The organism is Lawsonibacter celer (genome assembly GCF_014281125.1).
Classification (GTDB): Bacteria; Bacillota; Clostridia; order Oscillospirales; family Oscillospiraceae; genus Lawsonibacter_B; species Lawsonibacter_B celer.
On the sequence record NZ_JACOEA010000003.1, the window covers coordinates 72,511 to 96,931 of the forward strand.

Genomic DNA, 24,421 nt, shown 5'->3' on the forward strand with positions numbered 1-24,421 from the left:
GTGATACACTACCTCTGTTCAAAATGGCTTTGACGGAGAGCAAACCGTTGGGCGGCGCACAGAGAGGGGCATCACGGCTGGAAGTGCCCTGCGTCCGCGGCGGGGAGACCGCTCCCGAGCCGCCCGGCCAAAACCGGGACGGGCCCTCCCGTTACAGAGGAAACACGAGCGGCAGCGGCTTTGTATCCCGTTGCAAGCAGGGTGGAACCGTGGGACGCATGCTTGCGCCTCACCCCTGAATCTGGTCAGGGGTGAGGCGTTTTTTCATTCTCCCCCAACTACAAGGAGGAATTTTTATGGCAGAAGAAAACAATCAGTATACCTTTGAGAACGAAAGCTACCGCAAAACCTATTGGCACACCTGCTCCCATATTCTGGCCCAGGCGGTCAAGCGCCTGTACCCGGAGGTGAAGCTGGCCATCGGCCCCTCCATTGACGAGGGCTTTTATTACGACATGGACTCCCCCTTCGCCTTTACTCCGGAGATTCTGGAGAAGATCGAGGCGGAGATGCGCAAGATCTGCAAGGAGAAGCTGAAGCTGGAGCGCTTCGAACTGCCCCGGGAAGAGGCGCTGAAGTTTATGGAGGAGAAGGGCGAGCCCTTCAAGGTGGAGCTCATTCAGGACCTGCCTGAGGACGCGCACATTTCCTTCTACAAGCAGGGGGAGTTTACCGATCTGTGCGCCGGGCCCCACCTGGACTCCACCGGTCGGGTGAAGGGCAACGGCATCAAGCTCACCGCCTGCAACGCCGCCTACTGGCGGGGGGACTCCAACCGGGAGACCCTGCAGCGCATCTACGGCATCGCCTTCCCCAAGAAGGAGGAGCTGGACGCGTACCTGGCGCGCATTGAGGAGGCCAAGCGCCGGGACCACCGCAAGCTGGGCAAGGAACTGGGATTGTTCATGCTCACCGACGAGGGCCCCGGATTCCCCTTCTTCCTGCCCAAGGGCATGGTTTTGAAAAACACCCTCATCGACTACTGGCGGCAGGTGCACAAGAAGTACGGCTACGTGGAGATCGCCACCCCCATCATCCTCAACCGCCGGCTGTGGGAGCGCTCCGGCCACTGGGACCACTACAAGGAAAATATGTACACCACCGTCATCGACGGGGAGGATTACGCCATCAAGCCCATGAACTGCCCCGGCGGCATGCTGGTCTACGCCAGCGAGCCCCACTCCTACCGGGACCTGCCCCTGCGGGTGGGCGAGTTGGGCCTGGTCCACCGGCATGAGCTCTCCGGCGCGCTCCACGGCCTGTTCCGGGTGCGCTGCTTCACCCAGGACGACGCCCATATCTTCATGACCTGGGACCAGATGAAGGACGAGATCAAGAACGTGGTCAAGCTCTTTGACGAGGTATACTCCGTCTTTGGCCTGAGCTATCAGATCGAAGTCTCCACCATGCCCGAGGACCACATGGGCGACAAGAAGGACTGGGATTTCGCCACCGAGACCCTGGAGGCCGCCATTCAGGAGCTGGGCAAGGACTATATCATCAACGAGGGCGACGGCGCCTTCTACGGGCCCAAGCTGGACTTCCACCTGGCCGACTCCCTGGGCCGCACCTGGCAATGCGGCACCATCCAGCTGGACATGCAGCTGCCCGAGCGCTTCGAGCTGGAGTACACCGGCGAGGACGGCCAGAAGCACCGCCCCGTTATGATCCACCGGGTGGTGCTGGGCTCCATCGAGCGGTTCATCGGCGTGATTACCGAGCACTTTGCCGGTGCCTTCCCCGCCTGGCTGGCCCCGGTGCAGGTGAAAGTGCTGCCCATCACCGACCGCGCCGCCGAATACGCCAAAGAGGTGGCCGCCCGGCTGGATGGGGACGGCTTCCGTGTGGAGACTGACCTTCGCAATGAGAAGATCGGCAAAAAGATCCGCGAGGCCCAGCTGCAGAAGATCCCCTATATGCTGGTGGTGGGCGACAAGGAGGCCGAGGACGGCACCGTGGCGGTCCGCACCCGCGCCGGCGGGGACCAGGGTGCCATGTCTCTGGCCGAGTTCTCCGAGATTCTCCGCGCCGAGGTGGACAGCAAGATCATTAAATAACCTGTCCCGGGCAGACGTGGCGGCGGTTTGAGCTTTTCCGTTCAAACCGCCGCTCTTTTTCGGCCGCCCCAGGCCGTGGGAAGAAGGGAATGGACCAATGAACTACAAGCTTACCATCCAATATGACGGCACCCGCTATGACGGCTGGCAGCGCCAGGGCAATACCACCAACACCATCCAGGGCAGGCTGGAGGAGACTCTCTCCCGCCTGACCGGGGAGACGGCGCAGGTCCACGGCGCGGGCCGGACGGACGCGGGGGTACACGCCCTGGGACAGGTGGCCAGCGTGCGCCTCTCCGGCGGCTGGGCCCCCGGGGAGTTGATGGACCAGCTCAACCGCTACCTCCCCCAGGATATCGCCGTGGTGGACGCCCGGGAGGCGGACGGCCGCTTCCACGCCCGGCTGAGCGCCGTTGGCAAGACCTACCGCTACTCCATCCGCCTGGGCTGCGTGCCCGACGTATTCCGCCGCCGCTATCAGCTCCCGGTGGAGGAGCCCCTAGACCTGCCCGCCATGGAAGAGGCCGCCCGGCTGCTCACCGGCCGGCACGACTACCGCTCCTTCTGCTCCAACCGGCGCTATAAAAAGTCGACAGTGCGCACCGTGGATACCATCGCCCTGCGCCGGGAAGGGGCTGTGCTGACCATTACCTACCATGGGGACGGCTTTCTGTACCATATGGTGCGCATACTCACCGGCACCCTGCTGGAGGTGGGCCTGGGCCTGCGCCCGGCGGGCTCCATGCCGGACATCCTGGCCGCCCTGGACCGGCAGGCGGCGGGCCCTACCGCCCCCGCCCAGGGCCTCACCCTGGTCTCAGTGGACTACCCCGCCCTGTGACCCGACAAAAATAAAAGGAAGCGCCCGGACTTTTGTCCGGGCGCTTTTGCCTGTCAACTGGGTCCCCGCAGCCCTTTGGGCGGAGCGTCACGCTTTCTTCTCTTTTTCCTCGGGCTCCTCCGTCTTGGGGAGCACCACAACCTTAATCTCCAGCACGCGCCGGTGGTCCACCTTGGTGACCGTCACGTCCAGCCCGTCCGCCTGGAAGTGGTCCCCCTCCACCGGGATACGGCCGATCTGCTCCATCACCCAGCCGGAGACCGTGTTGGCATCGCACTCGTCCTCCATGGAAAACAGATCGAACAGGTCCGTGAGGTCGGCATTGCAGGAGATCAGATAGCTGCCGTCCTCCTGCTTTTTGAACTCCTCAATGACCTCGTCGTGTTCATCCCAGATTTCGCCCACCAGCTCCTCCACGATGTCCTCCAGGGTCACCAGTCCCTCAGTTCCCCCGTACTCGTCCACCACGACCACCATATGGGCCTTTTCCCGCTGAAGAATCCGCAGCAGATCGGAGATCTTGGTGTTCCCCGTGGTGTAAAGCATGGGGCTGATGATACTCTTTACATCGCTTTTTCCGCGGTAGCGGGCGGCGTGGAAATCCTTTTCGTGGATAACGCCCACCACATCGTCAATGTCCTCATGGTACACCGGCAGCCTTGAATAACCGCTCTCGGCAAAAGTCCTGGCGATCTCCTCCATGGAGTCAGTGTCCTCCACCGCCACAATGTCCACCCGGGGCGTGAGGATCTCGTCCACCTCCATGTCGTTGAACTCAATGGCAGAGCGGATCAGCTCACTCTCGTGCTGGTTGAGGCCTCCCTCGTCCTCCGCCTGGTCCACCATGGTGATCAGCTCCTCCTCTGTGATGCCGTCGTCTTCATCCCCGTGGAACACCTTGGAGAGCAGCTTCTTCAGCTGCCGGAAGAGCAGGTTCAGCGGCGTGAGAACGGTCACCAGCACCCGCATGATGGGGGCGGAGAACATGGCGAAAGTCTCCGGGAATTCCTTGGCCAGGCTCTTGGGGGAGACCTCGCCGAAGATCAGCACCACCACCGTGATTACCACAGTGGAGATTACCGCGCCATTGCGCAACTTCAGCCCCTCTGTAAAAAGAATCGTGGCCAAGGAGGAGGCAGACAGGTTGACAATATTGTTCCCCACCAGGATGGTAGATAGCAGGTTGTCGTAGTCATCCACCATGCGCAGAGCCAGGGCCGCGCGCTTATTCCCCCCGTCCGCCTTGCTTTTGAGGCGGATGCGGTTCAGAGAGGTAAAGGCGGTCTCGGTTGCCGAGAAAAAGGCGGACAGGATCACCAGAACGACTAACACTGCGATCATCACAATACTGGAACTCTCCATAACGGAATCCATCAACTCCAAAATCAAAAATTCCCACGCATTTTACGCGCAAAAGGACAGCCCTACACCACCTCGGCTAAGGCTGCCCATCCTTTTTTCCCTTTATGTAATTTCTAGGCGGAGGTTCGTCCACGCGGGCTCACCGTCTCCCTCATCATAGATAGTTGGCTGGATTATATCACAGCTTCCCCCAAAAAGCAAGCACCAGAAATCTCCGAATTGTACAGCTGACAAAAAGGCCCCTGCCCGGCGGGCAGGGGCCTTTTTTCAGTGTTTTACACCAGCTGAACGATGGCCATCTCGGCGGCGTCGCCGCGGCGGGGGCCAATCTTGACCACGCGGGTGTAGCCGCCGTCGCGGGTGGCATACTTGGGCCCGATCTGGTCAAAGAGCTTCTTGGCCACATCCTCCTTGGTCAGGAAGGAGAGCGCCTGGCGGTAGGCGGCCAGGTTATTCTTCTTGGCCAGGGTGATCATCTTCTCAGCCAGAGGAGCGACCTCTTTGGCCCGAGTGACGGTGGTCTTGATCTGGCCGTTCTCCAGCAGATAGGTGGTCATGGCGCGGAGCATCGCCCTGCGCTGATCGCTGGGCCGGCCCAGCTTACGGTATCCGGACATGTGACACAACTCCTATTTCGGGAGGTCGCCTCTGCGAACTCCACTGTTCAATTCGTCCTGGGGACCGGGGTCCCCTGAAAGACGGCCCGCCGGAGCGGGCGTCGGCCTCAGCCGGGTCCGGGAGGGGACGTTACATGCCCCCGGACCGTCTTTCGCAGATGCTTGGGCGCTCAGCCGTTGTCGTCGTCGGCCAGGTGCAGTCCCATCATAGCCAGCTTGTTGATGACCTCTTCCAGACTCTTGCGGCCCAAGTTGCGTACCTTCATCATCTCATCCTCGGTCTTGGAAATCAGATCCTCCACCGTGTTGATGTTGGCACGCTTGAGGCAGTTGAAGGAACGGACGGACAGGTCCAGCTCCTCGATGGTCAGCTCCAGCACCTTGTCCCGCTGGGCCTCCGCCTTCTCCACCACCGTGGACTTGGAGCCCATGGTCTCAGAGAGATCGGTGAAGAGGACGAAGTGGTCGCAGAGGATGCGGGCGCCCAGGCTGACTGCGTCCCGGGCGGTAATGGTACCGTTGGTCCAAACCTCCAGGGTCAACTTGTCATAGTCGGTGGCGTCGCCCACACGGGTGTTTTCCACCGTATAGTTGACCTTGCGCACCGGTGTATAGATGGAATCCACCGGGATCACCCCGATGATGGTCTGGGCAGGCTTGTTCCGGTCAGCCGGCACATAGCCCCGGCCGTGGGACAGCGTCAGCTCCATATTCAGGCTGGCGTCCGGGCCCAGGGTGGCAATGTGCAGATCGGGGTTGAGCACCTCAACCTCACCGTCTGCCTTGATATCGCCGGCGGTGACTTCGCACTCCCCATTGGCCTCAATATAGACGGTCTTAACTCCCTCGCAGTGAAGCTTGGCAATGATACTCTTCACATTGAGGACGATCTCCGTTACGTCTTCTTTGACACCGGGGATCGTGGAAAACTCGTGCTGCACGCCGGCGATCTTAATCGAGGTGACCGCCGTACCGGGCAGGGACGAGAGCAGAATCCGGCGCAGAGAATTGCCCAGAGTGGTGCCGTAACCCCGCTCCAGAGGCTCGACCACGTACTTGCCGTAGGAGCCGTCCCCGGGATTCTCTACACATTCGATGCGCGGCTTCTCAATTTCTACCATGTGTTACCCTCCTTTTCGCGGCCGCGGGCAGTTGCGCCCGCGGCCCTATACAGCTCACCAATAATCGAGGGCACGCTATAATTACTTGGAGTACAACTCGACGATCAGGTGTTCCGCCACGTCGAAGTCAATATCGTCGCGGACGGGCTTGGCGACAATCTTGCCCTCAAAGGGGGTATTGCCGGCCTTCTCGATCCACTTGGGAACGGAGTGGGGGCCCGCCTCGTTGAGCTGCTTGAACCGGGTGGTGGAGCGGCTCTTCTCACTGACGGAAATGACCTCGCCCGGCTTAACCAGGTAGGAGGGAATGTTCACGCGCTTGCCGTTGACGGTAAAGTGGCCGTGGCTCACCAGCTGACGGGCCTCGCGGCGGGTATTGGCAAAGCCCAGGCGGAAGACCACGTTGTCCAGGCGGCGCTCCAGCAGGGAGAGCAGCTCCTCGCCGGTGTTGCCGCTGGAACGGGCGGCCTTCTCATAGTAGGCGCGGAACTGCTTCTCCAGCATGCCGTAGACAAACTTAACCTTCTGCTTCTCGGCCAGCTGCATGGCATACTCGCTTTTCTTGCCCCGGCGCTGAGGGCCGGGATTGCGGATGGAGTCCCGCTTGCTGTTTTCGGTGTAACCCATGACGGCGGGAGAAAGGCCCAGAGCGCGGCAGCGCTTGACAATGGGCTGCATGTTTTTAGCCATAGTTTCTCAAATCCTCCTTCTTCGATTACACGCGGCGGCGCTTCGGCGGACGGCAGCCGTTGTGGGGAATGGGGGTCACGTCCTTGATCAGGGTGACCTCCAGACCTACGGCCTGCAGGGCGCGGATGGCGGCCTCACGGCCGGCGCCGGGGCCCTTCACGTACACCTCGACGGTCTTCAGGCCGTGCTCCATGGCCGCCTTGGCAGCGGTCTCAGCGGCGGTCTGCGCGGCGAAGGGGGTGGACTTGCGGGAACCGCGGAAGCCCAGGCCGCCGGAGGAGGCCCAGGACAGGGCGTTGCCGCCCATGTCGGTCACAGTGACCATGGTGTTGTTGAAGGAGGAGCGGATATGCACCTGGCCCTTTTCAACGTTCTTGCGCTCACGGCGCTTGCGGATAACCTTTTTGCCTTTGGTAGCAGTAGCCATGTGAATCTCCCTCCCTTACTTCTTCTTATTGGCGACGGTGCGCTTGGGACCCTTGCGGGTGCGCGCATTGGTCTTGGAACGCTGGCCGCGGACAGGCAGGCCCTTGCGGTGCCGCATGCCGCGGTAGCAGCCGATCTCGGTCAGACGCTTGATGTCCATCGCCACGTCACGGCGGAGGTCGCCCTCCACAGTGTAGCTGTGGCCGATGATCTCACGCAGCTTCGCCTCGTCAGCCTCGGTCAGGTCCTTTACGCGGGTGTCGGGGTTGATACCGGCCTCGGCCAGGATCTTGTTGGCGCTGGTGCGCCCAATGCCGTAAATATAGGTCAGGCCGATCTCAATCCGCTTGTCCTTCGGCAAATCAATGCCAGCAATACGTGCCATACTGTTTCAGCACCTCCTGTTAACCTTGTCTCTGTTTATGCTTGGGGTTTTCGCAGATAACCATGACCTTGCCCTTGCGCTTGATGATCTTGCACTTCTCGCACATGGGCTTCACGGACGGTCTTACTTTCATGATAAACCTCCTTGAATGCCTTTATGGCCCCGGCGTGGACGGGGGCAAGGCCCCGCATCCCCATGCCGGTCGTTTTTACTTGCTGCGCCAGGTAATCCTGCCGCGTGTCACATCGTAGGGAGACATCTGCACCGTAACCTTGTCGCCGGGCAGAATACGGATGAAGTTCATCCGCAGCTTGCCGGAGATGTGGGCCAAAATAATATGGCCGTTGCCGATGTCTACGTGGAACGTGGTATTGGGAAGGGACTCTGTTACGACGCCCTCCACCTCAATCATATCGTCCTTTGCCAAAGCGTCATACCCTCCTAGACTGCGCCCGGAATGCGGCCAGCGCCTTCCGGATCTCACTATCAGACACTTCTTCTCCTGCCTGGATTTTCTCCAAAACCGGATGCTGAAACTCCCCCGCGCCGGCCACATGTATGGCCTTTTTCCGCTTGGGGCGAGCCGTCCGTCTCCGCTTGCCGTCACACAGCAGCAGGCATCCTCCCTCCGCGTCCAGGACACAGAAGAAGTCACCCTTGTCGTGCCCCGCCAGGGATTGGACAATCTGGGCCTTTGCGTACTCCATCCTATTCACCCGTTACGGTGAGGATTTCAGGCACACCCTCGGTGATCAGAATGGTGTTTTCGTAGTGGGCTGCCAGACTTCCGTCGGCAGTTACCGTGGTCCATCCATCCTTCAGGACGCGGACATGCCAGTCTCCGGCGCACACCATCGGCTCCACCGCCAGGGTCATGCCGGGCTGGAGCCGGGGACCGTGGCCCGCAGGGCCAAAATTGGGGACCTCGGGTGCTTCGTGGAGCTTATGCCCCACGCCATGCCCTACGAAATCCCGCACCACAGAGCAGCCATGGGCTTCCACATACTGCTGTACGGCATGGGAGATGTCGTAGACCCGGTTACCGGCGCGGGCCAGCTTGATGCCCTCCCAGAAGCTCTGCTCCGTCACCTGGATGAGTGCCATGGCCTCCTCGCTGACCTGTCCGCAGGGGAATGTGGCGGCGCAGTCGCCGTGGACGCCGTCGATAAACGCGCCCACGTCCACGCTGACAATGTCCCCCTCTTTCAGCACACGGTGGTCGGGGATGCCATGGATGACGATCTCGTTGACTGAGATACAGGCGGAGCCGGGATATCCGTTGTAGTTCAGGAAGGACGGAACCGCTCCCTGCCCCTCAATGAATTTGCGTACTTGAGTGTCGATTTCTAGGGTGGTCACGCCGGGGCGGACCAGTTTTCCGGCCAATGTCCGGGCCTGGGCCGTAATTCGCCCAGCCCGGCGCATCAGCTCAATCTCTCGGGAAGATTTCAGTGAGATCATTTCCATTGGCTCACAATCCCAGCGCTTCCATAACCGCCTTGCTGGTCGCCTCGATGGTGGGCTGATTGTCCACCGGTTTGAGAATACCGCGGGCAGCATAGAAGTCCTTCAGGGGCTCGGTCTCCGCGTGGTAGACCTCGAGGCGGTGCTTGACGGTCTCGGGCTTGTCGTCCTCGCGCAGCAGCAGCTCGCCGCCGCACTTGTCGCACTTGCCCTCCACTCTGGGGGGTGCGGCAACCACATGATAGGTGGCTCCGCAGTCATGGCAGGCGCGCCGACCGCCCATGCGGGTGACGATCTCCTCGTCACTGATCTCCAGAGAGAGCACCACGTCAAAATTCACGCCGTCCTTCTCCAGAAATTCCGCCTGAGCGATGGTGCGGGGCACCCCGTCCAGAATGTAGCCTTCCTCGCAGTCGCTCTGTGCCAGCCGCTCCTCGACGATGCCAAGAATGACATCGTCGGGGACCAGCTTGCCTGCGTCCATGAAGGCCTTGGCCTTCATGCCCACGGGCGTGCCGTTCTTGACGGCCGCCCGGAGAATATTTCCGGTGGAAATCGTGGGGATGCCCAGTCTGCTGCTGATAATATCCGCCTGTGTGCCTTTTCCGGCGCCAGGCGCCCCTAAGAAAATGATCTTCATTCGCCAGCCCTCACTTACTCCAGGAAGCCCTTGTAATGCCGCATGAGCATCTGGGCCTCCATGGCTTTTGTGGTCTCCAGAGCGACGCCCACCACAATGATGATGGAGGTCCCGCCCACGGCCAGATTGCTGGCGCCGATCACGTTGCCCGTGATGATGGGCGCGATGGCGATCACAGCCAGATACAGCGCGCCGAACATGGTGATCTTATTGAGCACCTTGTGGATGAAGTCCGCGGTGGGCTTGCCCGGGCGGAAGCCGGGGACGAAGCCGCCGTTCTTTTTCAGGTTGTTGGCCACCTCCACCGGATTGAACTGCATGGTGGAGTAGAAGTAGCTGAAGCCCACAATCAGGAGGAAGTACACCACGATATACAGGATGCTGCTGGTGTCAAACACCTTGAGCACGGTACCCCAGGCACCTTCGCTCTGCGCGCTCTTGCCGAAGAACATGCCCACGGTGGCGGGCAGGGAGGCGATGGCCTGGGCAAAGATAATGGGCATCACGCCGGCCATGTTCACCTTCATGGGGATGTGGCTGGATTGACCGCCGTACATTTTGCGGCCCACCACGCGCTTGGCGTACTGGACGGGAATGCGGCGCTCGGCGTTGGTGATAAACACAATGAACACCACGATGGCCAGCATACCCACGATGATCAGAGGCACACCCCAGGCGGGGAGCACGAAATAGGCGTTCTGCTGGGCCTCGGTCCAGGTGGCGAAGACGTCCGCATCCACGGGGTTGAGCCAATGGCTCACGCCGTCAATCATGGTCTTGACCATGGCCGGGCCGCGGGACAGGATGCCCGCGAAGAGGATGATGGAAATGCCGTTGCCAATGCCGAACTCGGTGATCTGCTCACCCAGCCACATGACAAAGGCGGAACCGGCGGTGAAGCAGAGCACGATCACGATACCGGCCCAAATTCCGCTGATGGAGCCGATGTCCAGCAGGCCATAGCTCTTGATCAGCGTGTAGTAGCCAAAGCCCTGCAGCAGGGCAATGGCCACGGTGACGTAACGGGTAATGGCCGCAATCTTCTTCCGGCCTTCCTCGCCGCCGTCCCGCTGCAGCCGCTCCAGCGCGGGAATGGCCACGGTGAGCAGCTGGATGATGATGGAGCTGTTGATATACGGCTGTACACCCAGGGCAAAGACGGCGGCCATGGAGAAGGCGGTTCCGTTCATGGTGCCCATCAGCGCAAAGATGCCGCCCAATCCGTTCAGCGTCGCGCCCAGCGCGTCACTGTTGATATAGGGGACCGGGACAGCCGAACCAAGCCGGAAGATGAGCAGCGCAAAGACCGTAAAGAGGATCTTCTTGCGCAGCTCGGGGAGCTTCCAAGCGTTACGGATGGTCTCGATCACTTAGACCACCTCGTACTTTCCACCTGCCGCAACAATTTTCTCCTTAGCGGAGGCGGAGAAAGCGGAGGCACGCACGGTGAGCTTCTTGGTCAGAGTGCCGTTGCCCAGCACCTTGCAGCCGTACTCACACTTGGAGAGGATTCCCTTTTCCAGCAGGTCGCACACATTCACTGTGGCGCCGTCCTCAAACTTCTCGAGTGCGGAGACGTTGATGGTCTCCAGGGGCTTTGCAAAGATATTGTTGAAGCCGCGCTTGGGGATGCGGCGGGCCAGAGGCATCTGGCCGCCCTCAAAGCCCACGCGCACGCCGCCGCCGGAGCGGGCCTTCTGGCCCTTGTGGCCGCGGCCGCCGGTCTTGCCGTTGCCGCTGCCGTGGCCGCGGCCCTTCCGGAACGCCTCCTTGGTGGAGCCGGGGGCGGGAGAGAGTTCATGCAGATTCATTTCGCGCACCTCCTTACTGCTGTTCGGTGACCTGGAGCAGATAGCCGATGTGGGCAATCTTGCCGCGGGTCGCCTCGTTGTCGGGCTGTACGGTGGTGTCGCCGATCTTGCGCAGCCCCAGGGCCTCGGCGGTCGCCTTGTGCTTGGCGATACGGCCGTTCAGGCTCTTGACCAGTTTAATGTTCAGATTCGCCATGTTCAACGGCCTCCTTAACCTACGATCTCGCTGACGCTCTTGCCGCGGGTACGGGCGACCTCCTCAGGGCCACGGAGGGACTTCAGGCCCTCGAAGGTGGCGGAGACCACGTTCTGCGGATTGTTGGAGCGCAGGCACTTGGCGCGGATGTCACGGATGCCGGCGGCCTCCATGACGGCGCGGACAGGGCCGCCGGCGATGATACCGGTACCGGGGGCGGCGGGCTTGAGCAGCACGCGGCCGGCGCCGAACTCGCCGATGACCTCATGGGGAATGGTGGTGCCGGAGCGGGTGATGGTCACCAGGTTCTTCTTGGCGTCCTCGATGCCCTTACGGATGGCCTCGGGGACCTCGGCGGCCTTGCCGGTACCAAAGCCCACACGGCCCTTCTCGTCGCCCACCACCATCAGGGCGGCAAACTTCATGACGCGGCCGCCTTTTACGGTTTTGGAAACGCGGTTCAGAGAGACAAGCTTCTCAGTGAACTCGCTGGGTTCTCTTTCAAAACGAGCCATTTATCTTTTCCTCCTCCCTTAGAACTGCAGGCCGCCCTCGCGGGCGCCCTCGGCCAGAGCGGCGACGCGGCCATGGTACACATAGCCGCCGCGGTCGAACACGACATTCTCGATGCCGGCGGCCTTGGCGCGCTCGGCGACCGCCTGGCCAACCTTCTTGGCGGCCTCGCAGTCGGAGCCCTTGCCCTCGAAGCCCTTCTCCAGGGAGGAAGCAGACACCAGGGTCTTGCCGGTCACATCGTCAATGATCTGGGCATAGATGTTGGTGTTGCTGCGGAACACGTTCAGACGGGGACGCTCGGGCGTGCCGGAAATCTTGCCGCGCACTCTCTTGTGGCGCTTAAGCCGCTGAGCGTTGGTATTGGGTCTGTTGATCATAGTGGCACACCTCCTTATTTCTTCTTGACGCCGGTCTTGCCTTCCTTGCGGCGGATGACCTCGTCAGTGTATTTGATACCCTTGCCCTTGTAAGGCTCAGGCGGACGTTTCTCTCTCACTTCAGCGGCAAACTGGCCCACCTTCTGCTTGTCCAGGCCGCTGATGACGATCTTATTGGGGGTAGGCACATCAATGGTGATGTTCTCAGGCTCTTCCACCGTCACCTGATGAGAGAAGCCCAGGTTCATGACCAGCTTCTTGCCCTCCTTAGCCACACGGTAGCCTACGCCGTTCACGTCCAGCTCCTTCTTGAAGCCCTCGGTGACGCCCACCACCATGTTGTGCAGCAGGGTGCGGGTCAGGCCGTGCAGGCTGCGGTTGGTCTTTTCGTCGTTGGGGCGGGTCACAAGCAGCTCGTCGCCCTCACGGGTGATCGCCATATTGGGATGCAGCTGCTGGGTCAGCGTGCCCTTGGGGCCCTTCACGGTAACCAGGTTACCGGCTTCGATCTTCACGTCCACACCGGCGGGGATGGAGATCGGCATTCTTCCGATACGAGACATTTTCTATTCTCCCTCCTTACCAGACAAACGCCAGGACCTCGCCGCCGACATGGGCCTCACGGGCCTTCTTGTCGGTCATGACGCCCTTGGACGTGGACACGATTGCGATACCCAGGCCGCGCAGAACGCGGGGCAGCTCGTCAGCGCCGGCGTAAACACGCAGGCCGGGCTTGGACACGCGGCGCAGGCCGGTGATGACCTTCTCTTTGCCGGAGTTGTACTTCAGGGTAATGCGGATGACGCCCTGAGTGCCGTCGTCAATCAGCTGGAAGTTCTTGATATAGCCCTCATCCAGCAGGATCTGCGCGATGGACTTCTTCATGTTGGACGCGGGGACGTCCACGGTGTCATGCTTGGCGCTGTTCGCGTTGCGGATACGGGTGAGCATATCCGCAATAGGATCGGTGATATGCATGATGTTTACCTCCTTTTAGAATTACGGGCTTTGCCCGTATCAGCGGCAAGGTATCGCAGTTAGGCAGCTGCGACCTATTGCACGCCGGCTGGGGAAATTTATCAAATTACCGGCCAAGAGGCGGGCTGGTTTTACCAGCTCGCCTTCTTGACGCCGGGAATCTGACCCTTGTAAGCCAGCTCGCGGAAGCAGATACGGCAGATGCCGTAGTCCCGCAGGTAGGCGTGGGGGCGGCCGCAGATCTTGCAGCGGTTGTAGCGGCGGGTGGAGAACTTGGGCTCCGCCTGCTGCTTCAGGATCATAGACTTCTTAGCCATTTCGTTCTCCTCCTTTAGCGGGCAAAGGGAGCGCCGATCTGAGTCAGCAGTTCCTTGGCCTCTTCGTCGGTCTTGGCGGTGGTGCAGATGACCACGTCCAGGCCGCGGATCTTGTCGATCTTGTCGTACTCAATCTCGGGGAAGATCAGCTGCTCTTTGATGCCCAGGGCGTAGTTGCCGCGGCCGTCAAAGGCGTTGGGGTTGATGCCCCGGAAGTCGCGCACGCGGGGCAGGGCCACGTTGAACAGGCGGTCCAGGAACTCCCACATGCGGTCGGCGCGCAGGGTGACCTTGGCGCCGATGGGCATGCCCTCACGCAGCTTGAAGTTGGCCACGGACTTCTTGGCCTTGGTAATGATGGCCTTCTGACCGGTGATCTTGGTCAGATCGCCCACGACGGCCTCCAGCACCTTGGCGTTGTCCCGGGCCTCGCCGCAGCCGCAGTTCACGACCACCTTGACGATGCGGGGGATCTCCATGGAGCTTTTGTAGCCGAACTTCTGCATGAGAGCAGGAGCGACCTCGGCCTGGTACTTTTCCTTCAGGTTGGGCACTTTCTTATCAGCCATTGGTTTCGTTCCTCCTCTCGTTAGATTTCAGCGCCGCACTTCTTGCAGACGCGGACCTTCTTGCCGTCGGCCAGCAGCTTGTGGGCGGGCCGGGTGGGCTTGTTGCACTTGGGGCAGACGCGCTGCACCTTGCTGGCATACAGGGGGGCCTCCTTCTGGAGAATGCCGCCCTCCTCACCCTGCTTGCGGGGCTTGGTGTGGCGGGAGACCACGTTGATCTTCTCCACGATGACCTTGCCGTCCTTGGGCATGACGGCAAGGACCTTGCCCTGCTTGCCCTTGTCCTTGCCGGACAGGACGATCACAGTGTCATCCTTACGAATGCTCATCTTATTCATGTCTTCTCCTACCCCCTTACAGCACTTCGGGAGCCAAGGACAGGATCTTCATGTAATCCTTGTCGCGCAGCTCGCGGGCCACTGGCCCAAAGATACGGGTACCGCGGGGATTCTTGTCGTCCTTAATGAGAACGGCGGCATTGTCGTCAAAACGGACATAGCTGCCGTCGGCGCGGCGGACACCCTTGGCGGAGCGGACGATAACGGCCTTCACGACCTCGCCCTTCTTCACGGTGCCGCCGGGCTGAGCCTTGCGGACGGAGGCCACGATCACGTCGCCGATGTTGCCGAACTTGCGGCTGGAGCCGCCCAGCACGCGGATGGTCTTGATCTCCTTGGCGCCGGTGTTGTCGGCCACCTTCAGATAAGTTTCCTGCTGAATCATACCGACACCTCCTTACTTCGCCTTCTCGAGAATCTCAACGACGCGCCAGCGCTTGTCCTTGGACAGGGGGCGGGTCTCCATGACCTTGACGCGGTCGCCCACGCCGCAGGCGTTGAGCTCGTCGTGAGCCTTGAGCTTATAGGTCCTCTTCACGATCTTCTTATACAGAGGGTGGGCCACACGGTCGGCGATGGCCACCACCACGGTCTTATCCATCTTGTCGGAGACCACCAGGCCGACTCTGGTTTTCCGGGAAGAAGTTCTGTTTTCCATGTTCTATTTCCTCCTTCTTATCGGCCTGCGAGCTGCTGCTCACGGATAATGGTCTTGACGCGGGCGATGTCCCGCTTGACCTCGGCGATCTTCACGGGATTGTCCAGCTGATTCGTGGCGTGCTGAAGACGCAGCTGGAAGAGATCCTTCTTCAGGTCGCCCAGCTTGCTCTCCAGCTCGCTGGCGCTCATCTTACGGATTTCAGTAGCCTTCATCTTCATTCACCACCATTCTCGGTCTCGGCGGTCTCTTTCGCCACAATCTTGCACTTGACAGGCAGCTTGTGGGAGGCGAGACGCAGGGCCTCGCGGGCGATCTCCTCGGAGACGCCGGCGATCTCGAACATCACGCGGCCGGGCTTGACCACGGCCACCCAGTACTCGGGGGAGCCCTTACCGGAGCCCATGCGGGTCTCGGCGGGCTTCTCGGTCACAGGCTTGTCGGGGAAGATCTTGATCCACACCTTACCGCCGCGCTTGGTGTAGCGGGTCATGGCGATACGGGCGGCCTCGATCTGGTTGCTGGTGATCCAGCTGGGCTCGGTGGCCTGCAGGCCCCAATCACCATAGGTGACGGTGTTGCCGCGCATGGCCTTGCCCTTCATGCGGCCGCGGTGGACACGGCGGTATTTCACTCTCTTAGGCAGCAGCATTAGTTGGAGCCTCCTTCCTTGGGAGCAGCGGGCGCGGCAGGACGGGGCGCGCCGCCGGCGGGACGGTTAAAGCCGCCCTGGGGACGATTGTTGTTGAAACCACCCTGAGGGCGATTGTTGTTAAAGCCGCCCTGACGGTTGTTGTTGAAGCCACCGGGACGACGGTCGCCGCCCTGGCGATTGAATCCGCCCTGACGGCGGTCGCCGTCGCGGCGGCGGGGGCGCTGCTCGCGCTCCTTAAAGTTCTTGGTGTCCAGGGTGCGGGGGGTGGTGCGCAGGGTCTGGGTGAGCACCTCGCCCTTGTAGATCCAAACCTTCACGCCGATGCGGCCATAGGTGGTGGCGGCCTCCGCGAAACCGTAGTCGATGTCGGCGCGCAGGGTCTGCAGGGGAATGGTGCCGTCGTGGTAGTGCTCCACACGGGCAATCTCAGCGCCGCCCAGGCGGCCGGAGCAGCAGGTCTTGATACCACGGGCGCCCATGCGCATGGCGCGGCCCATGGCGTTCTTCATGGCCCGGCGGAAGCCGATGCGCTTCTCCAGCTGCTGGGCAATGTTCTCAGCCACCAGCTGGGCGTTCATGTCGGGGCTCTTCACCTCAACGATGTTCAGGGCCACGGACTTGCCGATCATCTTCTCCAGCTTGACGCGCAGGGCCTCGATGGCCTCGCCGCCCTTGCCGATGACCACGCCGGGACGGGCGCAGTGCAGGTAGATGCGCACCTTGGCGTTGTCGCGCTCAATCTCAATCTTGGGGATACCGGCGGAGTACAGGGTCTTCTTCAGGTACTCGCGCAGCATGTGGTCCTCCACCAGCAGATCGCCCACCTTCTCGTTGCGGGCATACCAGCGGGAGTCCCAATCCTTAATGACGCCCACGCGCAGGCCGTGGGGATTTACTTTCTGTCCCATATACTTCCTCCTCCCTTAGCGCTCGCTCACGCAGATGGTGATGTGAGAGGTACGCTTGTTGATCCGGTAGGCGCGACCCTGAGCCCGGGGCATCATCCGCTTGATGATGGGGCCGGGGTTGGCGTAGGTGGCGGACACATACAGCTTCTCGGGGTCCATCTGGTGGTTGTTCTCCGCGTTGGCCGCAGCGCTCTTGAGGAGCTTGAGCAACAGCTCGGAGGCCGCCTTGGGGGTGGCCATCAGGATCGCGGTGGCCTGGGGCACACTCTTGCCGCGGATCAGGTCGCACACGATCTGAACCTTACGGGGAGAGATACGGGCATATCTCAGATGTGCTTTTGCTTCCATGTTCTCTCTCCTCCTTACTTACCAGTCTTGCTGCCGGCGTGGCCGCGGAAGGTGCGGGTGGGGGCGAACTCGCCCAGCTTATGACCCACCATGTCCTCGGTCACGTAGACGGGCACATGCTTGCGGCCGTCATGCACGGCAAAGGTGTGGCCGACGAAGGAGGGGAAGATGGTGGAGGCGCGGCTCCAGGTCTTCAGGACCTTCTTGTCGCCTTTCTGATTCATTTCGTCGACCCGCTTGAGCAGCTCGGGGGCGCAAAACGGGCCTTTCTTGATGCTTCTAGACATGTTTTACTACCTCCTTACTTGCTGTTGCGATGCTTGACGATGAACTTCTCAGTGCGGTTCTTCGTCTTGCGGGTCTTGTAGCCCATGGCCGGCTTGCCCCAGGGGGTGACCGGGCCGGGACGGCCGACCGGGCTCTTGCCCTCGCCGCCGCCGTGGGGGTGGTCATTGGGGTTCATGACGGAGCCGCGGACGGTGGGCCGCCAGCCCATGTGGCGCTTGCGGCCAGCCTTGCCCAGCTGGATGTTGGCCCAGTCGGTGTTACCCACCTGGCCGATGGTTGCCTTGCACTCCTCGCGGATATAGCGCACCTCGCCGGAGGGCAGACGGACCTGAGCCATACCGTTCTCCTTGGCCATCAGCTGCGCAGCCTCGCCGGCGGCGCGCACCAGCTGTGCGCCCTTGCCGGGGTAGAGCTCCACACAGTGGATCATCTCGCCCACGGGAATCTTGCTGATGGGCAGGCAGTTGCCGGGCAGGATGTCGGCATCGGGGCCGGTCATGATCTTGTGGCCGGCCTTCAGGTTCACGGGGGCCAGGATATAGCGCTTCTCGCCGTCCTCATACTGGATGAGGGCAATGTTGGCGGAGCGGTTGGGGTCGTACTGCAGGTTGATGACCGTGGCAGTTCCCTCTTTGTCCCGCTTGAAGTCGATGATGCGGTACTTCTTCTTGTTGCCGCCGCCGCGGTGGCGGACGGTGATGCGGCCGTAGCTGTTGCGGCCGGCATTCTTCTTCAGGTTTTCCAGCAGGCTGCGCTCGGGCTTGGCCTTCTTGTCGATGCCCTCGAAGGCGCTCACCGTCATGTGGCGGCGGGAGGGCGTCGTGGGCTTATAAGTCTTAATCGCCATTTCTCGTTATCCTCCTTACACCATGCCTTCGAAGAACTCGATGCTCTTGGAATCCCCGGTCAGAGTAACCATGGCCTTCTTCCAGGAGGGGCGGCGGCCGGCGGGATAGCGGCCGGTGCGCTTCTCCTTGCCCTGCATGTTCAGGGTGTTGACCTTGGCGACCTTGACTCCGAAGATCTCCTCGACCGCCTTGGCGATCTCGATCTTGTTCGCGTCCTTGGCCACCTCGAAGGTGTACTTCTTGTGCTCGGTCTCAGCCATGGACTGCTCGGTGATGATGGGGCGCTTAATGATGTCGTAAGCGGTGGTAGCCATTACGCGAACACCTCCTCGATGACGGCCAGGGCCGCCTTGTCTACAATAAACTGCTTGGCGTTCACGATGTCGTAAACGCTCAGGATCTTGGCGGTGGTGGTTACCACGCCGGGGATGTTCCGGGCGGACTTGATCACATTGTCGTTCACCTCAGGGGTGACCACGACCGCCTTGCCGGCTCCCACGGAATCCAGGAAGCCCTTCATGGCCTTGGTCTTGATCTCGGGCAGCTCCAGGCCGTCCACCACAATGACGTTCCCCTCGGCCGCCTTGGCGGACAGAGCGGACTTCAGGGCCAGGCGCTTGAGCTTCTTGTTCAGGGTGTAGCTGTAGTCCCGGGGCTTGGGAGCGAACACGATGCCGCCGTGGGTCCACTGGGGGGCGCGGGTGGAACCCTGACGGGCGTGGCCGGTGCCCTTCTGGCGCCAGGGCTTTTTGCCGCCGCCGGAGACCTCGGCGCGGGTCAGGGCGCTCTGGGTGCCCTGACGGCAGTTGGCCAGGTGATTCTTAACCACGGAGTGCACCGCAGTCTGATTGGGCTCGATCCCGAACACAGCTTCGGAGAGCTCAATCTCGCCGACCTGCTGGCCGGCCATGTTGAATACATTTGCTTTAGGCATGATCTATACTCTCCTTTCCTTACTTGTTGCGGGCGGAAGCCTTCTGGGGATTGACGCGGGCGGAGGCCTTCTGCGGGTTGATGCTCGCGTTGGCGGCGGCGCCCTTCTCCTTGACATTGATCACGCTGTTGCGCAGGTACACAATGCCGCCCTTGGGGCCGGGGATCGCGCCGCATACGGCGATCAGGTTGAGCTCCGGATCCACGCTCACCACATCCAGATTGAGCACGGTAACCTGGTCGGAGCCCATGTGGCCGGCACCGTCGCGGCCCTTAAAGATGCGGCCGGGATAGGTGCCGGCTGCCAGGGCGCCCTGGTGACGATGGACCGGGCCGCCGCCGTGGGTCATTCTCTTGATCGCGGCGCCATGGCGCTTGACCACGCCCTGGAAGCCTTTGCCCTTGCTCACGCCGGTCACGTCCACGCGGTCGCCGGCGGCGAACACGTCAGCCTTGACCTCGTCGCCCACATTCAGGGCGTCGGCATTGTTCAGTTTGAACTCCTTGAGCACCTTCTTGAAGGCGACCTCAGCCTTTTTCAGGTGGCCCGCCTCGGGCTTGGTGAGCTTCTTCTCGGCTACGTCCTGGTAGCCCAGCTGAACGGCAGTGTAACCGTCCTTTTCCTCGGTCTTCTTCTGCACCACGGTGCAGGGGCCCGCCTCGATGACGGTGACCGGGATGACCTTGCCGGCTTCGTCGAAGATCTGCGTCATGCCGACCTTCTTGCCGATGATGGCCTTTTCCATGTGTTTTCCTCCTTAATAAGGTTATTGGTTGACGTAGGTGGGCATTGGCTCCCATTGCTCCGCCAACTTGACCCGCCTATCTCAAAAACGCGATAGGCTGCGGTACTGACTTCGTCACAAAGTCCGCTTCGTTCCGTTTCCGCCTGCGGCGAAAACTGCACTGCGCTGCCTTGTTCCTCGTCTCCAAATCAAACCCGCTGCGCTGGGCTTTGATTTGGCAGGACGGGGGATGGGGATGCGAAAGACTTACAATTTGATCTCGATCTCTACGCCCGCCGGCAGCTCCAGGCTCATCAGGGCCTCCACGGTCTTGGGGGAAGGCTTGAGGATGTCGATCAGGCGCTTGTGGGTGCGGCGCTCAAACTGCTCGCGGGAATCCTTATACTTGTGGACGGCGCGCAGGATGGTGACGACTTCCTTCTTGGTGGGCAGGGGGATGGGGCCGGACACGGAAGCGCCGGTGCGCTTGGCGGTCTCCACGATCTTCTCCGCGCTCTGGTCGATGAGCTGGTGATCGTAGGCCTTCAGCCGGATACGAATCATTTCTTTCTGTGCTGCCATGGTTTTTCCTCCTTAAAACATACGAAGTGGGGTTTGGGTCTCCTCGCACGCTTCGTACGGTGAGAAATCTTCAGCACACGTTTCCGTGCGTATCACTCCGTGACATGAAGAAAACCGGCACAAGCAGGCCGGTTTTATCCACACGCGGCGATATACGCCGTGTACAGATTCCTCAGCCGCCCGATTCTAGCTCGGACATACTCCGCGGAAGTTACCTCATTGCTGAGCAATCTCCCGCATCATCGCAGACTGCGCCCATACAGGCGCTTGACTATGATATAGCAAAAAAAGCCCTGTGTCAAGGCTTTTTTTGCTTTTTATCCGCTTTTCCCCCCAAGGCCCGGGCAATCACCGGCTTCATCGCCCCGGCGTCCAGCCCAACGCCGGTAAAGTGCTCCAGGGAGAGCACCGCCTGATGGACCAAAAGACCCATTCCATTGGCTGTCCGGTGTCCCCGCGCCCTGGCCTCCGCCAGCAGCCGGGTCTCCTCCGGGGCATAGATCAGGTCCACCACGCTCACGCCCTCTTTCAGCCCGTCCAGGAAGGAGAAATCCTCAAACTGCCCGGCTGTACCGCTCATGCCCAGTGAGGTGCAGTTGATCAGCAGATCGCATCCCTCCGCCGCCCGGCGCAGCTGTGCCGGGGTAAAGCCCGCAGTGCGGATCTGTTTCGGTCTGTACCGGTGCAAAAGCCTGGCCTTCTCCTCCGTCCGGTTGCACACGGTGACCTCGGCTCCGTGCGCCATCAATTTGAGCACCACCGCTTTCGCCGCACCGCCCGCGCCCAGCACCACAACCCGTCGGCCCTCCGGAAAAATCTCCTCGTCGGCCAGCGCGCGGAGGAAGCCCTCCCCGTCGGTGTTATGGCCGTAAGCTCTGCCATCCCGGAGGCAGACCGTATTCACAGCGCCGAAGAGCCTGGCGTCCTCATCCAGCTCATCCATCAACGCCACCAGCTCCTGCTTGTGGGGCATGGTGGCGTTAAATCCGGCATAGCCTGCAAAAGCCGCCAGCTCCAGCCACTGCCGGCACGCCCCCCGGGGGACCGGCTGACAAAGATAGATATAGTCCAGCCCCAGCGCCTGAATCATGGCGTTCTGAATGACCGGCGACTTGGAGTGGAGCACCGGCTCGCCAATGACGCACAGCTTTTTTGTGGTGTTTTTCAGCTCAACCTGCATGGCTCCTCCTCGTGCATCAAGCGCACAAATTCCTCCGCCACCCGCTCGGGGGCATATACCCCCTCCAGCATCAACCCGTAGTAGTCCTCAAAATGAGCCCATTCCCATAGCGTGTCATCGGTCTTTGGCCGTCCCAGTCCACACTGACGGGTCAGAAGGGACATCCGAACAATCGCGCGCTCCATGGTCGTCTCCCCGCTCTGCCACTGTGCCCGAAGCTTCCGCCGCAGCGCCCAATAGATATCCATCGAGATGGGCGCGCCATCCACCCAGCCCACTCCCAGGTCCAGCAGGCTCTCCCGCAGCACCGCCGCCAGAGGGGTCTCCCCCTTGGTCGCAGCCAGCGCTGCGTCCAGAATGGCATTGGGTAGATCAGCCCCCGCTGTCAGAATAATACCGTCCAGTTCCGCCGAAATCCCGTCCGCCGTCAGTGCGCCGCACCGCAGTCCGGCCAGCCAGTATTCCAGAAGCTCCGACTGCTCCTCTCGAGTCACGGCTCAGCCTGCTCCAGGAAATAGTCCATGGCCATGGTATAGCCCCTGAGCCCTTGGCCGTAAATCTGGCCCACACAGGCGGGCCGGGTCACCGACACGGCCCGAAAGGACTCCCGGCTGGTAATGTCGGAAATATGTACCTCGTAGGCCGGCACGGAGACGCTCTTCAGCGCGTCGTGGATGGCGTAGCTGTAATGGGTATAGGCGCCCGGATTGATCACAATGGCGTCGTATACGCCGTCGGCGGCCTGGATAGCGTCGATGATGGCCCCCTCGTGGTTGGACTGGAAGCAGTCGGCCGTACTCCCATGCTCGGAGGCATGCTCCTCCACCATCCGGCAGAGCGCCTCATAGTTCTCTGTGCCGTAAATGCCCGGCTCCCGTTTCCCCAGCAGGTTCAGGTTGGGGCCATTCAGAATCAGAAATTTCATGTGTTCAGCACCTCCAGTATCCCCCGGGCGGTCTCCGCGGGGGTGGGCTGTACGTCCACCACCCGGTCGGCCCACTCCAAGTAAATCGGCTCCCGGCCGGCGTACCGCTCCAGAAAGGCCTCCCGGCCCTGCTGTCCCAGAGGCCGCCCGCCCATGGAGACGTGGTCAAAGATCTCCCCCGGGTCCCGGCGGAGAAAGACCACCGTGCCGCTGCGCTTCAGGCAGGCTATGGAGTCCCTCCGGGTGGGCAGGCCGCCGCCGCAGGCCACGACCAGCCCCTTCCGCCCGGCCAGCTCCCGGGCCGCGGCCAGTTCCTGCGCCCGGAAAAAGTCCTCCCCCTCCCTGGCAAAGAGCTCGGGGATAGAGCGGCCCAGGGCCGCCTCAATATATTGGTCCGTATCCACGAAGGAGAAGCCCATCGCCCGTGCCAGAAGCCCGCCCACGGTGGTCTTACCACAGCCCATCATGCCGATGAGCACCACATTTTCCTTCATCCCTCGTACCCCTTGAAGTTGCCCAGCACCCGGAACTGGGAGGCCAGCTGGCTCAGCTCATGGAGCACACCGTCCATGCCCGGGGCGGTCAGGTCGCCGGAAAACTCCAGAAAAAAGAGATACTCCCAGTTCTTCCCCGGAATAGGCCGGGACTCCAGCTTCAGCAGGTTCAGCCCCTGGACGGCGAAGATGGTTAGGATCTCATGGAGGGAACCGCTCTGGTGGGGCAGGTGAAAAAGGGCGCTGATCTTGTTGCGCCCCTCCCGTAGCTCCACCACCGGTGAGACCACCACAAAGCGGGTGCGGTTGGCGGCGTTGTGGTTGGTGCCCTCCACCAGAATCTGCAGGCCATAGAGCTCCGCCGCCCGCTTGGAGCAGATGGCCGCCGCCGTCCGGTCCCCCGACCGGGCCACCTCCCGGGCGGCGCCGGCGGTGTCCAGCGTCGGCACCTGCCGCCAGTCCCGATGGCTCTCCAGGAATTTGTCGCTCTGCATCAGCCCCTGCTCATGGGAGTAGACCGTTTGAATGTCCTCCATCCGCACGCCGGGCAGGGCCATCAGGCAGTGGCGCACCTCCACATCGTACTCCCCCACCACATAGCAGTCGTACTGGGCCATCAGATCATACACCTGGCGGATGGAGCCGGTGGAGCTGTTCTCAATGGGGAGCACGGCGTAGTCGCCCTCCCCCCGGCTGAGGGCGGCAAACACGTCGGTGAACCAGGGCAGGCCCCTGGCCTGCACGTCCGCCCCAAAGAAGCCGATGGCCGCGCTCTCACTGTACGCCCCCGGCTCCCCCTGATAGACCACCCGGGGGCGGTCCACCGGCTGCCGGTCGCGCTCCACGGCGCGCGCCCAGGCGGCGTAGCCCGGATCCTCCTCCCCCTCCCGCACCAGCTGCCGCTGCTGCCGGCGGGAGATGGCCATAATGGACTCATACAGGGCCGCCAGATCGGCCCGCCGGGCCGGGTCGTCCGTCCGGGCGGTCTTGGCCGCGATCACCTGCCGCTCCCGCTGGGCGTCCAGGACGGGGAGCCCCCTGGCCTGCTTGTAGCGCCCCACCCGGCCGGTAATTTCCATCCGCTGCAAAAACAGGTCCGTCAGCTGGGCGTCGATGGCGTCGATCTGCCGGCGGTATTCTTCCAATTCGGTCATGGCGATCTCTCCTAAATC

Annotated in this window: 40 protein-coding genes; 2 read left to right on the top strand and 38 right to left on the bottom strand. The window is 61.6% G+C overall.

The genetic code is table 11. From position 1 onward, the window contains the following. The first annotated feature begins 296 nt into the window (after positions 1–296). Positions 297–2,057 (top strand): threonine--tRNA ligase, encoded by a 1,761-nt coding sequence (thrS, locus tag H9Q75_RS06960; protein WP_186565537.1) that lies wholly within the window; start codon positions 297–299, stop codon positions 2,055–2,057. A 97-nt stretch (positions 2,058–2,154) separates the two neighbouring features. Further along, a complete protein-coding gene (gene truA, locus H9Q75_RS06965) occupies positions 2,155–2,898 on the top strand; it encodes a tRNA pseudouridine(38-40) synthase TruA (RefSeq protein ID WP_186565539.1) in 744 nt (247 codons plus the stop codon). 87 nt (positions 2,899–2,985) lie between these two features. Here the strand turns inward: truA and H9Q75_RS06970 are convergent, their stop codons facing one another. From H9Q75_RS06970 to H9Q75_RS07155, 38 genes are all read right to left on the bottom strand, one after another. Continuing rightward, positions 2,986–4,260, bottom strand: coding sequence for an HlyC/CorC family transporter (locus H9Q75_RS06970; RefSeq protein WP_186565541.1), 1,275 nt, complete (start codon positions 4,258–4,260; stop codon positions 2,986–2,988). 275 nt (positions 4,261–4,535) lie between these two features. Then, on the bottom strand, positions 4,536–4,877 hold the full coding sequence (gene rplQ, locus H9Q75_RS06975; protein ID WP_186565543.1) for a 50S ribosomal protein L17: 342 nt from the start codon (positions 4,875–4,877) through the stop codon (positions 4,536–4,538). Positions 4,878–5,047: 170 nt separating this feature from the next. Continuing rightward, positions 5,048–5,998 (bottom strand): DNA-directed RNA polymerase subunit alpha, encoded by a 951-nt coding sequence (locus tag H9Q75_RS06980; RefSeq protein ID WP_186565545.1) that lies wholly within the window; start codon positions 5,996–5,998, stop codon positions 5,048–5,050. Positions 5,999–6,079: 81 nt separating this feature from the next. After that, positions 6,080–6,688, bottom strand: coding sequence for a 30S ribosomal protein S4 (gene rpsD, locus H9Q75_RS06985; protein WP_186565547.1), 609 nt, complete (start codon positions 6,686–6,688; stop codon positions 6,080–6,082). A gap of 25 nt (positions 6,689–6,713) precedes the next feature. Further along, positions 6,714–7,115 carry a 30S ribosomal protein S11 gene (rpsK, locus tag H9Q75_RS06990; RefSeq protein WP_007494608.1) on the bottom strand — a complete coding sequence of 134 codons (402 nt, stop codon included), beginning with the start codon at positions 7,113–7,115 and terminating at the stop codon, positions 6,714–6,716. 15 nt (positions 7,116–7,130) lie between these two features. After that, on the bottom strand, positions 7,131–7,499 hold the full coding sequence (rpsM, locus tag H9Q75_RS06995; RefSeq protein WP_186565549.1) for a 30S ribosomal protein S13: 369 nt from the start codon (positions 7,497–7,499) through the stop codon (positions 7,131–7,133). A gap of 19 nt (positions 7,500–7,518) precedes the next feature. After that, complete coding sequence (gene rpmJ, locus H9Q75_RS07000; protein ID WP_006573428.1) at positions 7,519–7,632, bottom strand: 50S ribosomal protein L36; 114 nt, start codon at positions 7,630–7,632, stop codon at positions 7,519–7,521. Positions 7,633–7,707: 75 nt separating this feature from the next. Then, a complete protein-coding gene (gene infA, locus H9Q75_RS07005) occupies positions 7,708–7,926 on the bottom strand; it encodes a translation initiation factor IF-1 (protein WP_009258089.1) in 219 nt (72 codons plus the stop codon). 4 nt (positions 7,927–7,930) lie between these two features. Further along, on the bottom strand, positions 7,931–8,206 hold the full coding sequence (locus tag H9Q75_RS07010; RefSeq protein WP_186565551.1) for a KOW domain-containing RNA-binding protein: 276 nt from the start codon (positions 8,204–8,206) through the stop codon (positions 7,931–7,933). A gap of 1 nt (position 8,207) precedes the next feature. Next, positions 8,208–8,960, bottom strand: a complete 753-nt coding sequence (gene map, locus H9Q75_RS07015; protein WP_186565955.1) for a type I methionyl aminopeptidase — start codon at positions 8,958–8,960, stop codon at positions 8,208–8,210. 10 nt (positions 8,961–8,970) lie between these two features. Continuing rightward, the gene (locus H9Q75_RS07020) at positions 8,971–9,603 is read right to left on the bottom strand and encodes an adenylate kinase (protein WP_186565553.1); all 633 of its coding nucleotides are present in this window, start codon (positions 9,601–9,603) and stop codon (positions 8,971–8,973) included. Positions 9,604–9,617: 14 nt separating this feature from the next. Next, the gene (gene secY, locus H9Q75_RS07025) at positions 9,618–10,973 is read right to left on the bottom strand and encodes a preprotein translocase subunit SecY (protein WP_186565555.1); all 1,356 of its coding nucleotides are present in this window, start codon (positions 10,971–10,973) and stop codon (positions 9,618–9,620) included. Continuing rightward, entirely contained in the window at positions 10,974–11,414 is a 441-nt protein-coding gene (gene rplO / locus H9Q75_RS07030; protein WP_186565556.1) for a 50S ribosomal protein L15, read from the bottom strand. A gap of 13 nt (positions 11,415–11,427) precedes the next feature. Beyond that, a complete protein-coding gene (gene rpmD / locus H9Q75_RS07035) occupies positions 11,428–11,610 on the bottom strand; it encodes a 50S ribosomal protein L30 (protein ID WP_186565558.1) in 183 nt (60 codons plus the stop codon). A gap of 14 nt (positions 11,611–11,624) precedes the next feature. Continuing rightward, a complete protein-coding gene (gene rpsE / locus H9Q75_RS07040) occupies positions 11,625–12,125 on the bottom strand; it encodes a 30S ribosomal protein S5 (protein ID WP_186565560.1) in 501 nt (166 codons plus the stop codon). 18 nt (positions 12,126–12,143) lie between these two features. After that, positions 12,144–12,503, bottom strand: a complete 360-nt coding sequence (gene rplR / locus H9Q75_RS07045; RefSeq protein ID WP_186565562.1) for a 50S ribosomal protein L18 — start codon at positions 12,501–12,503, stop codon at positions 12,144–12,146. A gap of 14 nt (positions 12,504–12,517) precedes the next feature. Beyond that, entirely contained in the window at positions 12,518–13,066 is a 549-nt protein-coding gene (gene rplF / locus H9Q75_RS07050) for a 50S ribosomal protein L6 (protein WP_186565564.1), read from the bottom strand. 16 nt (positions 13,067–13,082) lie between these two features. After that, positions 13,083–13,481: a 30S ribosomal protein S8 gene (rpsH, locus tag H9Q75_RS07055; RefSeq protein ID WP_186565566.1), complete on the bottom strand. Its 399-nt coding sequence runs from the start codon at positions 13,479–13,481 to the stop codon at positions 13,083–13,085. A gap of 131 nt (positions 13,482–13,612) precedes the next feature. Then, positions 13,613–13,798 (bottom strand): type Z 30S ribosomal protein S14, encoded by a 186-nt coding sequence (locus tag H9Q75_RS07060; RefSeq protein ID WP_006573415.1) that lies wholly within the window; start codon positions 13,796–13,798, stop codon positions 13,613–13,615. Positions 13,799–13,812: 14 nt separating this feature from the next. Then, the gene (gene rplE / locus H9Q75_RS07065; protein ID WP_186565957.1) at positions 13,813–14,352 is read right to left on the bottom strand and encodes a 50S ribosomal protein L5; all 540 of its coding nucleotides are present in this window, start codon (positions 14,350–14,352) and stop codon (positions 13,813–13,815) included. Between the two features lie 35 nt (positions 14,353–14,387). After that, the gene (gene rplX, locus H9Q75_RS07070) at positions 14,388–14,705 is read right to left on the bottom strand and encodes a 50S ribosomal protein L24 (RefSeq protein WP_186565568.1); all 318 of its coding nucleotides are present in this window, start codon (positions 14,703–14,705) and stop codon (positions 14,388–14,390) included. A 16-nt stretch (positions 14,706–14,721) separates the two neighbouring features. After that, positions 14,722–15,090 carry a 50S ribosomal protein L14 gene (rplN, locus tag H9Q75_RS07075; RefSeq protein WP_186565570.1) on the bottom strand — a complete coding sequence of 123 codons (369 nt, stop codon included), beginning with the start codon at positions 15,088–15,090 and terminating at the stop codon, positions 14,722–14,724. A gap of 12 nt (positions 15,091–15,102) precedes the next feature. After that, positions 15,103–15,363 (bottom strand): 30S ribosomal protein S17, encoded by a 261-nt coding sequence (rpsQ, locus tag H9Q75_RS07080; RefSeq protein WP_186565572.1) that lies wholly within the window; start codon positions 15,361–15,363, stop codon positions 15,103–15,105. A 17-nt stretch (positions 15,364–15,380) separates the two neighbouring features. Beyond that, positions 15,381–15,584 (bottom strand): 50S ribosomal protein L29, encoded by a 204-nt coding sequence (rpmC, locus tag H9Q75_RS07085; RefSeq protein WP_423788635.1) that lies wholly within the window; start codon positions 15,582–15,584, stop codon positions 15,381–15,383. Then, positions 15,581–16,015, bottom strand: a complete 435-nt coding sequence (gene rplP / locus H9Q75_RS07090) for a 50S ribosomal protein L16 (protein WP_186565576.1) — start codon at positions 16,013–16,015, stop codon at positions 15,581–15,583. The genes rpmC and rplP overlap by 4 nt, the downstream gene beginning before the upstream one ends. After that, a complete protein-coding gene (gene rpsC / locus H9Q75_RS07095) occupies positions 16,015–16,926 on the bottom strand; it encodes a 30S ribosomal protein S3 (protein WP_186565578.1) in 912 nt (303 codons plus the stop codon). The genes rplP and rpsC overlap by 1 nt, the downstream gene beginning before the upstream one ends. Positions 16,927–16,941: 15 nt before the next feature. Beyond that, positions 16,942–17,274 (bottom strand): 50S ribosomal protein L22, encoded by a 333-nt coding sequence (gene rplV, locus H9Q75_RS07100; RefSeq protein ID WP_186565580.1) that lies wholly within the window; start codon positions 17,272–17,274, stop codon positions 16,942–16,944. A 14-nt stretch (positions 17,275–17,288) separates the two neighbouring features. Continuing rightward, on the bottom strand, positions 17,289–17,561 hold the full coding sequence (gene rpsS / locus H9Q75_RS07105) for a 30S ribosomal protein S19 (RefSeq protein ID WP_186565582.1): 273 nt from the start codon (positions 17,559–17,561) through the stop codon (positions 17,289–17,291). Between the two features lie 14 nt (positions 17,562–17,575). Further along, on the bottom strand, positions 17,576–18,409 hold the full coding sequence (rplB, locus tag H9Q75_RS07110; RefSeq protein WP_186565583.1) for a 50S ribosomal protein L2: 834 nt from the start codon (positions 18,407–18,409) through the stop codon (positions 17,576–17,578). Positions 18,410–18,424: 15 nt separating this feature from the next. Further along, entirely contained in the window at positions 18,425–18,724 is a 300-nt protein-coding gene (rplW, locus tag H9Q75_RS07115) for a 50S ribosomal protein L23 (protein WP_186565585.1), read from the bottom strand. Then, the gene (gene rplD / locus H9Q75_RS07120; RefSeq protein ID WP_186565587.1) at positions 18,724–19,344 is read right to left on the bottom strand and encodes a 50S ribosomal protein L4; all 621 of its coding nucleotides are present in this window, start codon (positions 19,342–19,344) and stop codon (positions 18,724–18,726) included. Before rplD ends, rplW begins: the two co-directional genes overlap by 1 nt. A gap of 19 nt (positions 19,345–19,363) precedes the next feature. Further along, a complete protein-coding gene (gene rplC / locus H9Q75_RS07125; RefSeq protein ID WP_186565588.1) occupies positions 19,364–20,089 on the bottom strand; it encodes a 50S ribosomal protein L3 in 726 nt (241 codons plus the stop codon). Between the two features lie 246 nt (positions 20,090–20,335). Further along, positions 20,336–20,650 carry a 30S ribosomal protein S10 gene (gene rpsJ, locus H9Q75_RS07130; RefSeq protein WP_006573401.1) on the bottom strand — a complete coding sequence of 105 codons (315 nt, stop codon included), beginning with the start codon at positions 20,648–20,650 and terminating at the stop codon, positions 20,336–20,338. Between the two features lie 298 nt (positions 20,651–20,948). Next, entirely contained in the window at positions 20,949–21,830 is an 882-nt protein-coding gene (gene aroE / locus H9Q75_RS07135) for a shikimate dehydrogenase (RefSeq protein WP_186565590.1), read from the bottom strand. Beyond that, entirely contained in the window at positions 21,815–22,324 is a 510-nt protein-coding gene (locus H9Q75_RS07140) for a hypothetical protein (protein WP_186565592.1), read from the bottom strand. Before H9Q75_RS07140 ends, aroE begins: the two co-directional genes overlap by 16 nt. Beyond that, positions 22,321–22,755 (bottom strand): type II 3-dehydroquinate dehydratase, encoded by a 435-nt coding sequence (gene aroQ / locus H9Q75_RS07145; protein ID WP_186565594.1) that lies wholly within the window; start codon positions 22,753–22,755, stop codon positions 22,321–22,323. Before aroQ ends, H9Q75_RS07140 begins: the two co-directional genes overlap by 4 nt. Further along, a complete protein-coding gene (locus H9Q75_RS07150; protein ID WP_186565596.1) occupies positions 22,752–23,249 on the bottom strand; it encodes a shikimate kinase in 498 nt (165 codons plus the stop codon). Before H9Q75_RS07150 ends, aroQ begins: the two co-directional genes overlap by 4 nt. Next, positions 23,246–24,403 (bottom strand): bifunctional chorismate mutase/prephenate dehydratase, encoded by a 1,158-nt coding sequence (locus H9Q75_RS07155; RefSeq protein ID WP_186565599.1) that lies wholly within the window; start codon positions 24,401–24,403, stop codon positions 23,246–23,248. The genes H9Q75_RS07150 and H9Q75_RS07155 overlap by 4 nt, the downstream gene beginning before the upstream one ends. Positions 24,404–24,421 lie beyond the last annotated feature (18 nt).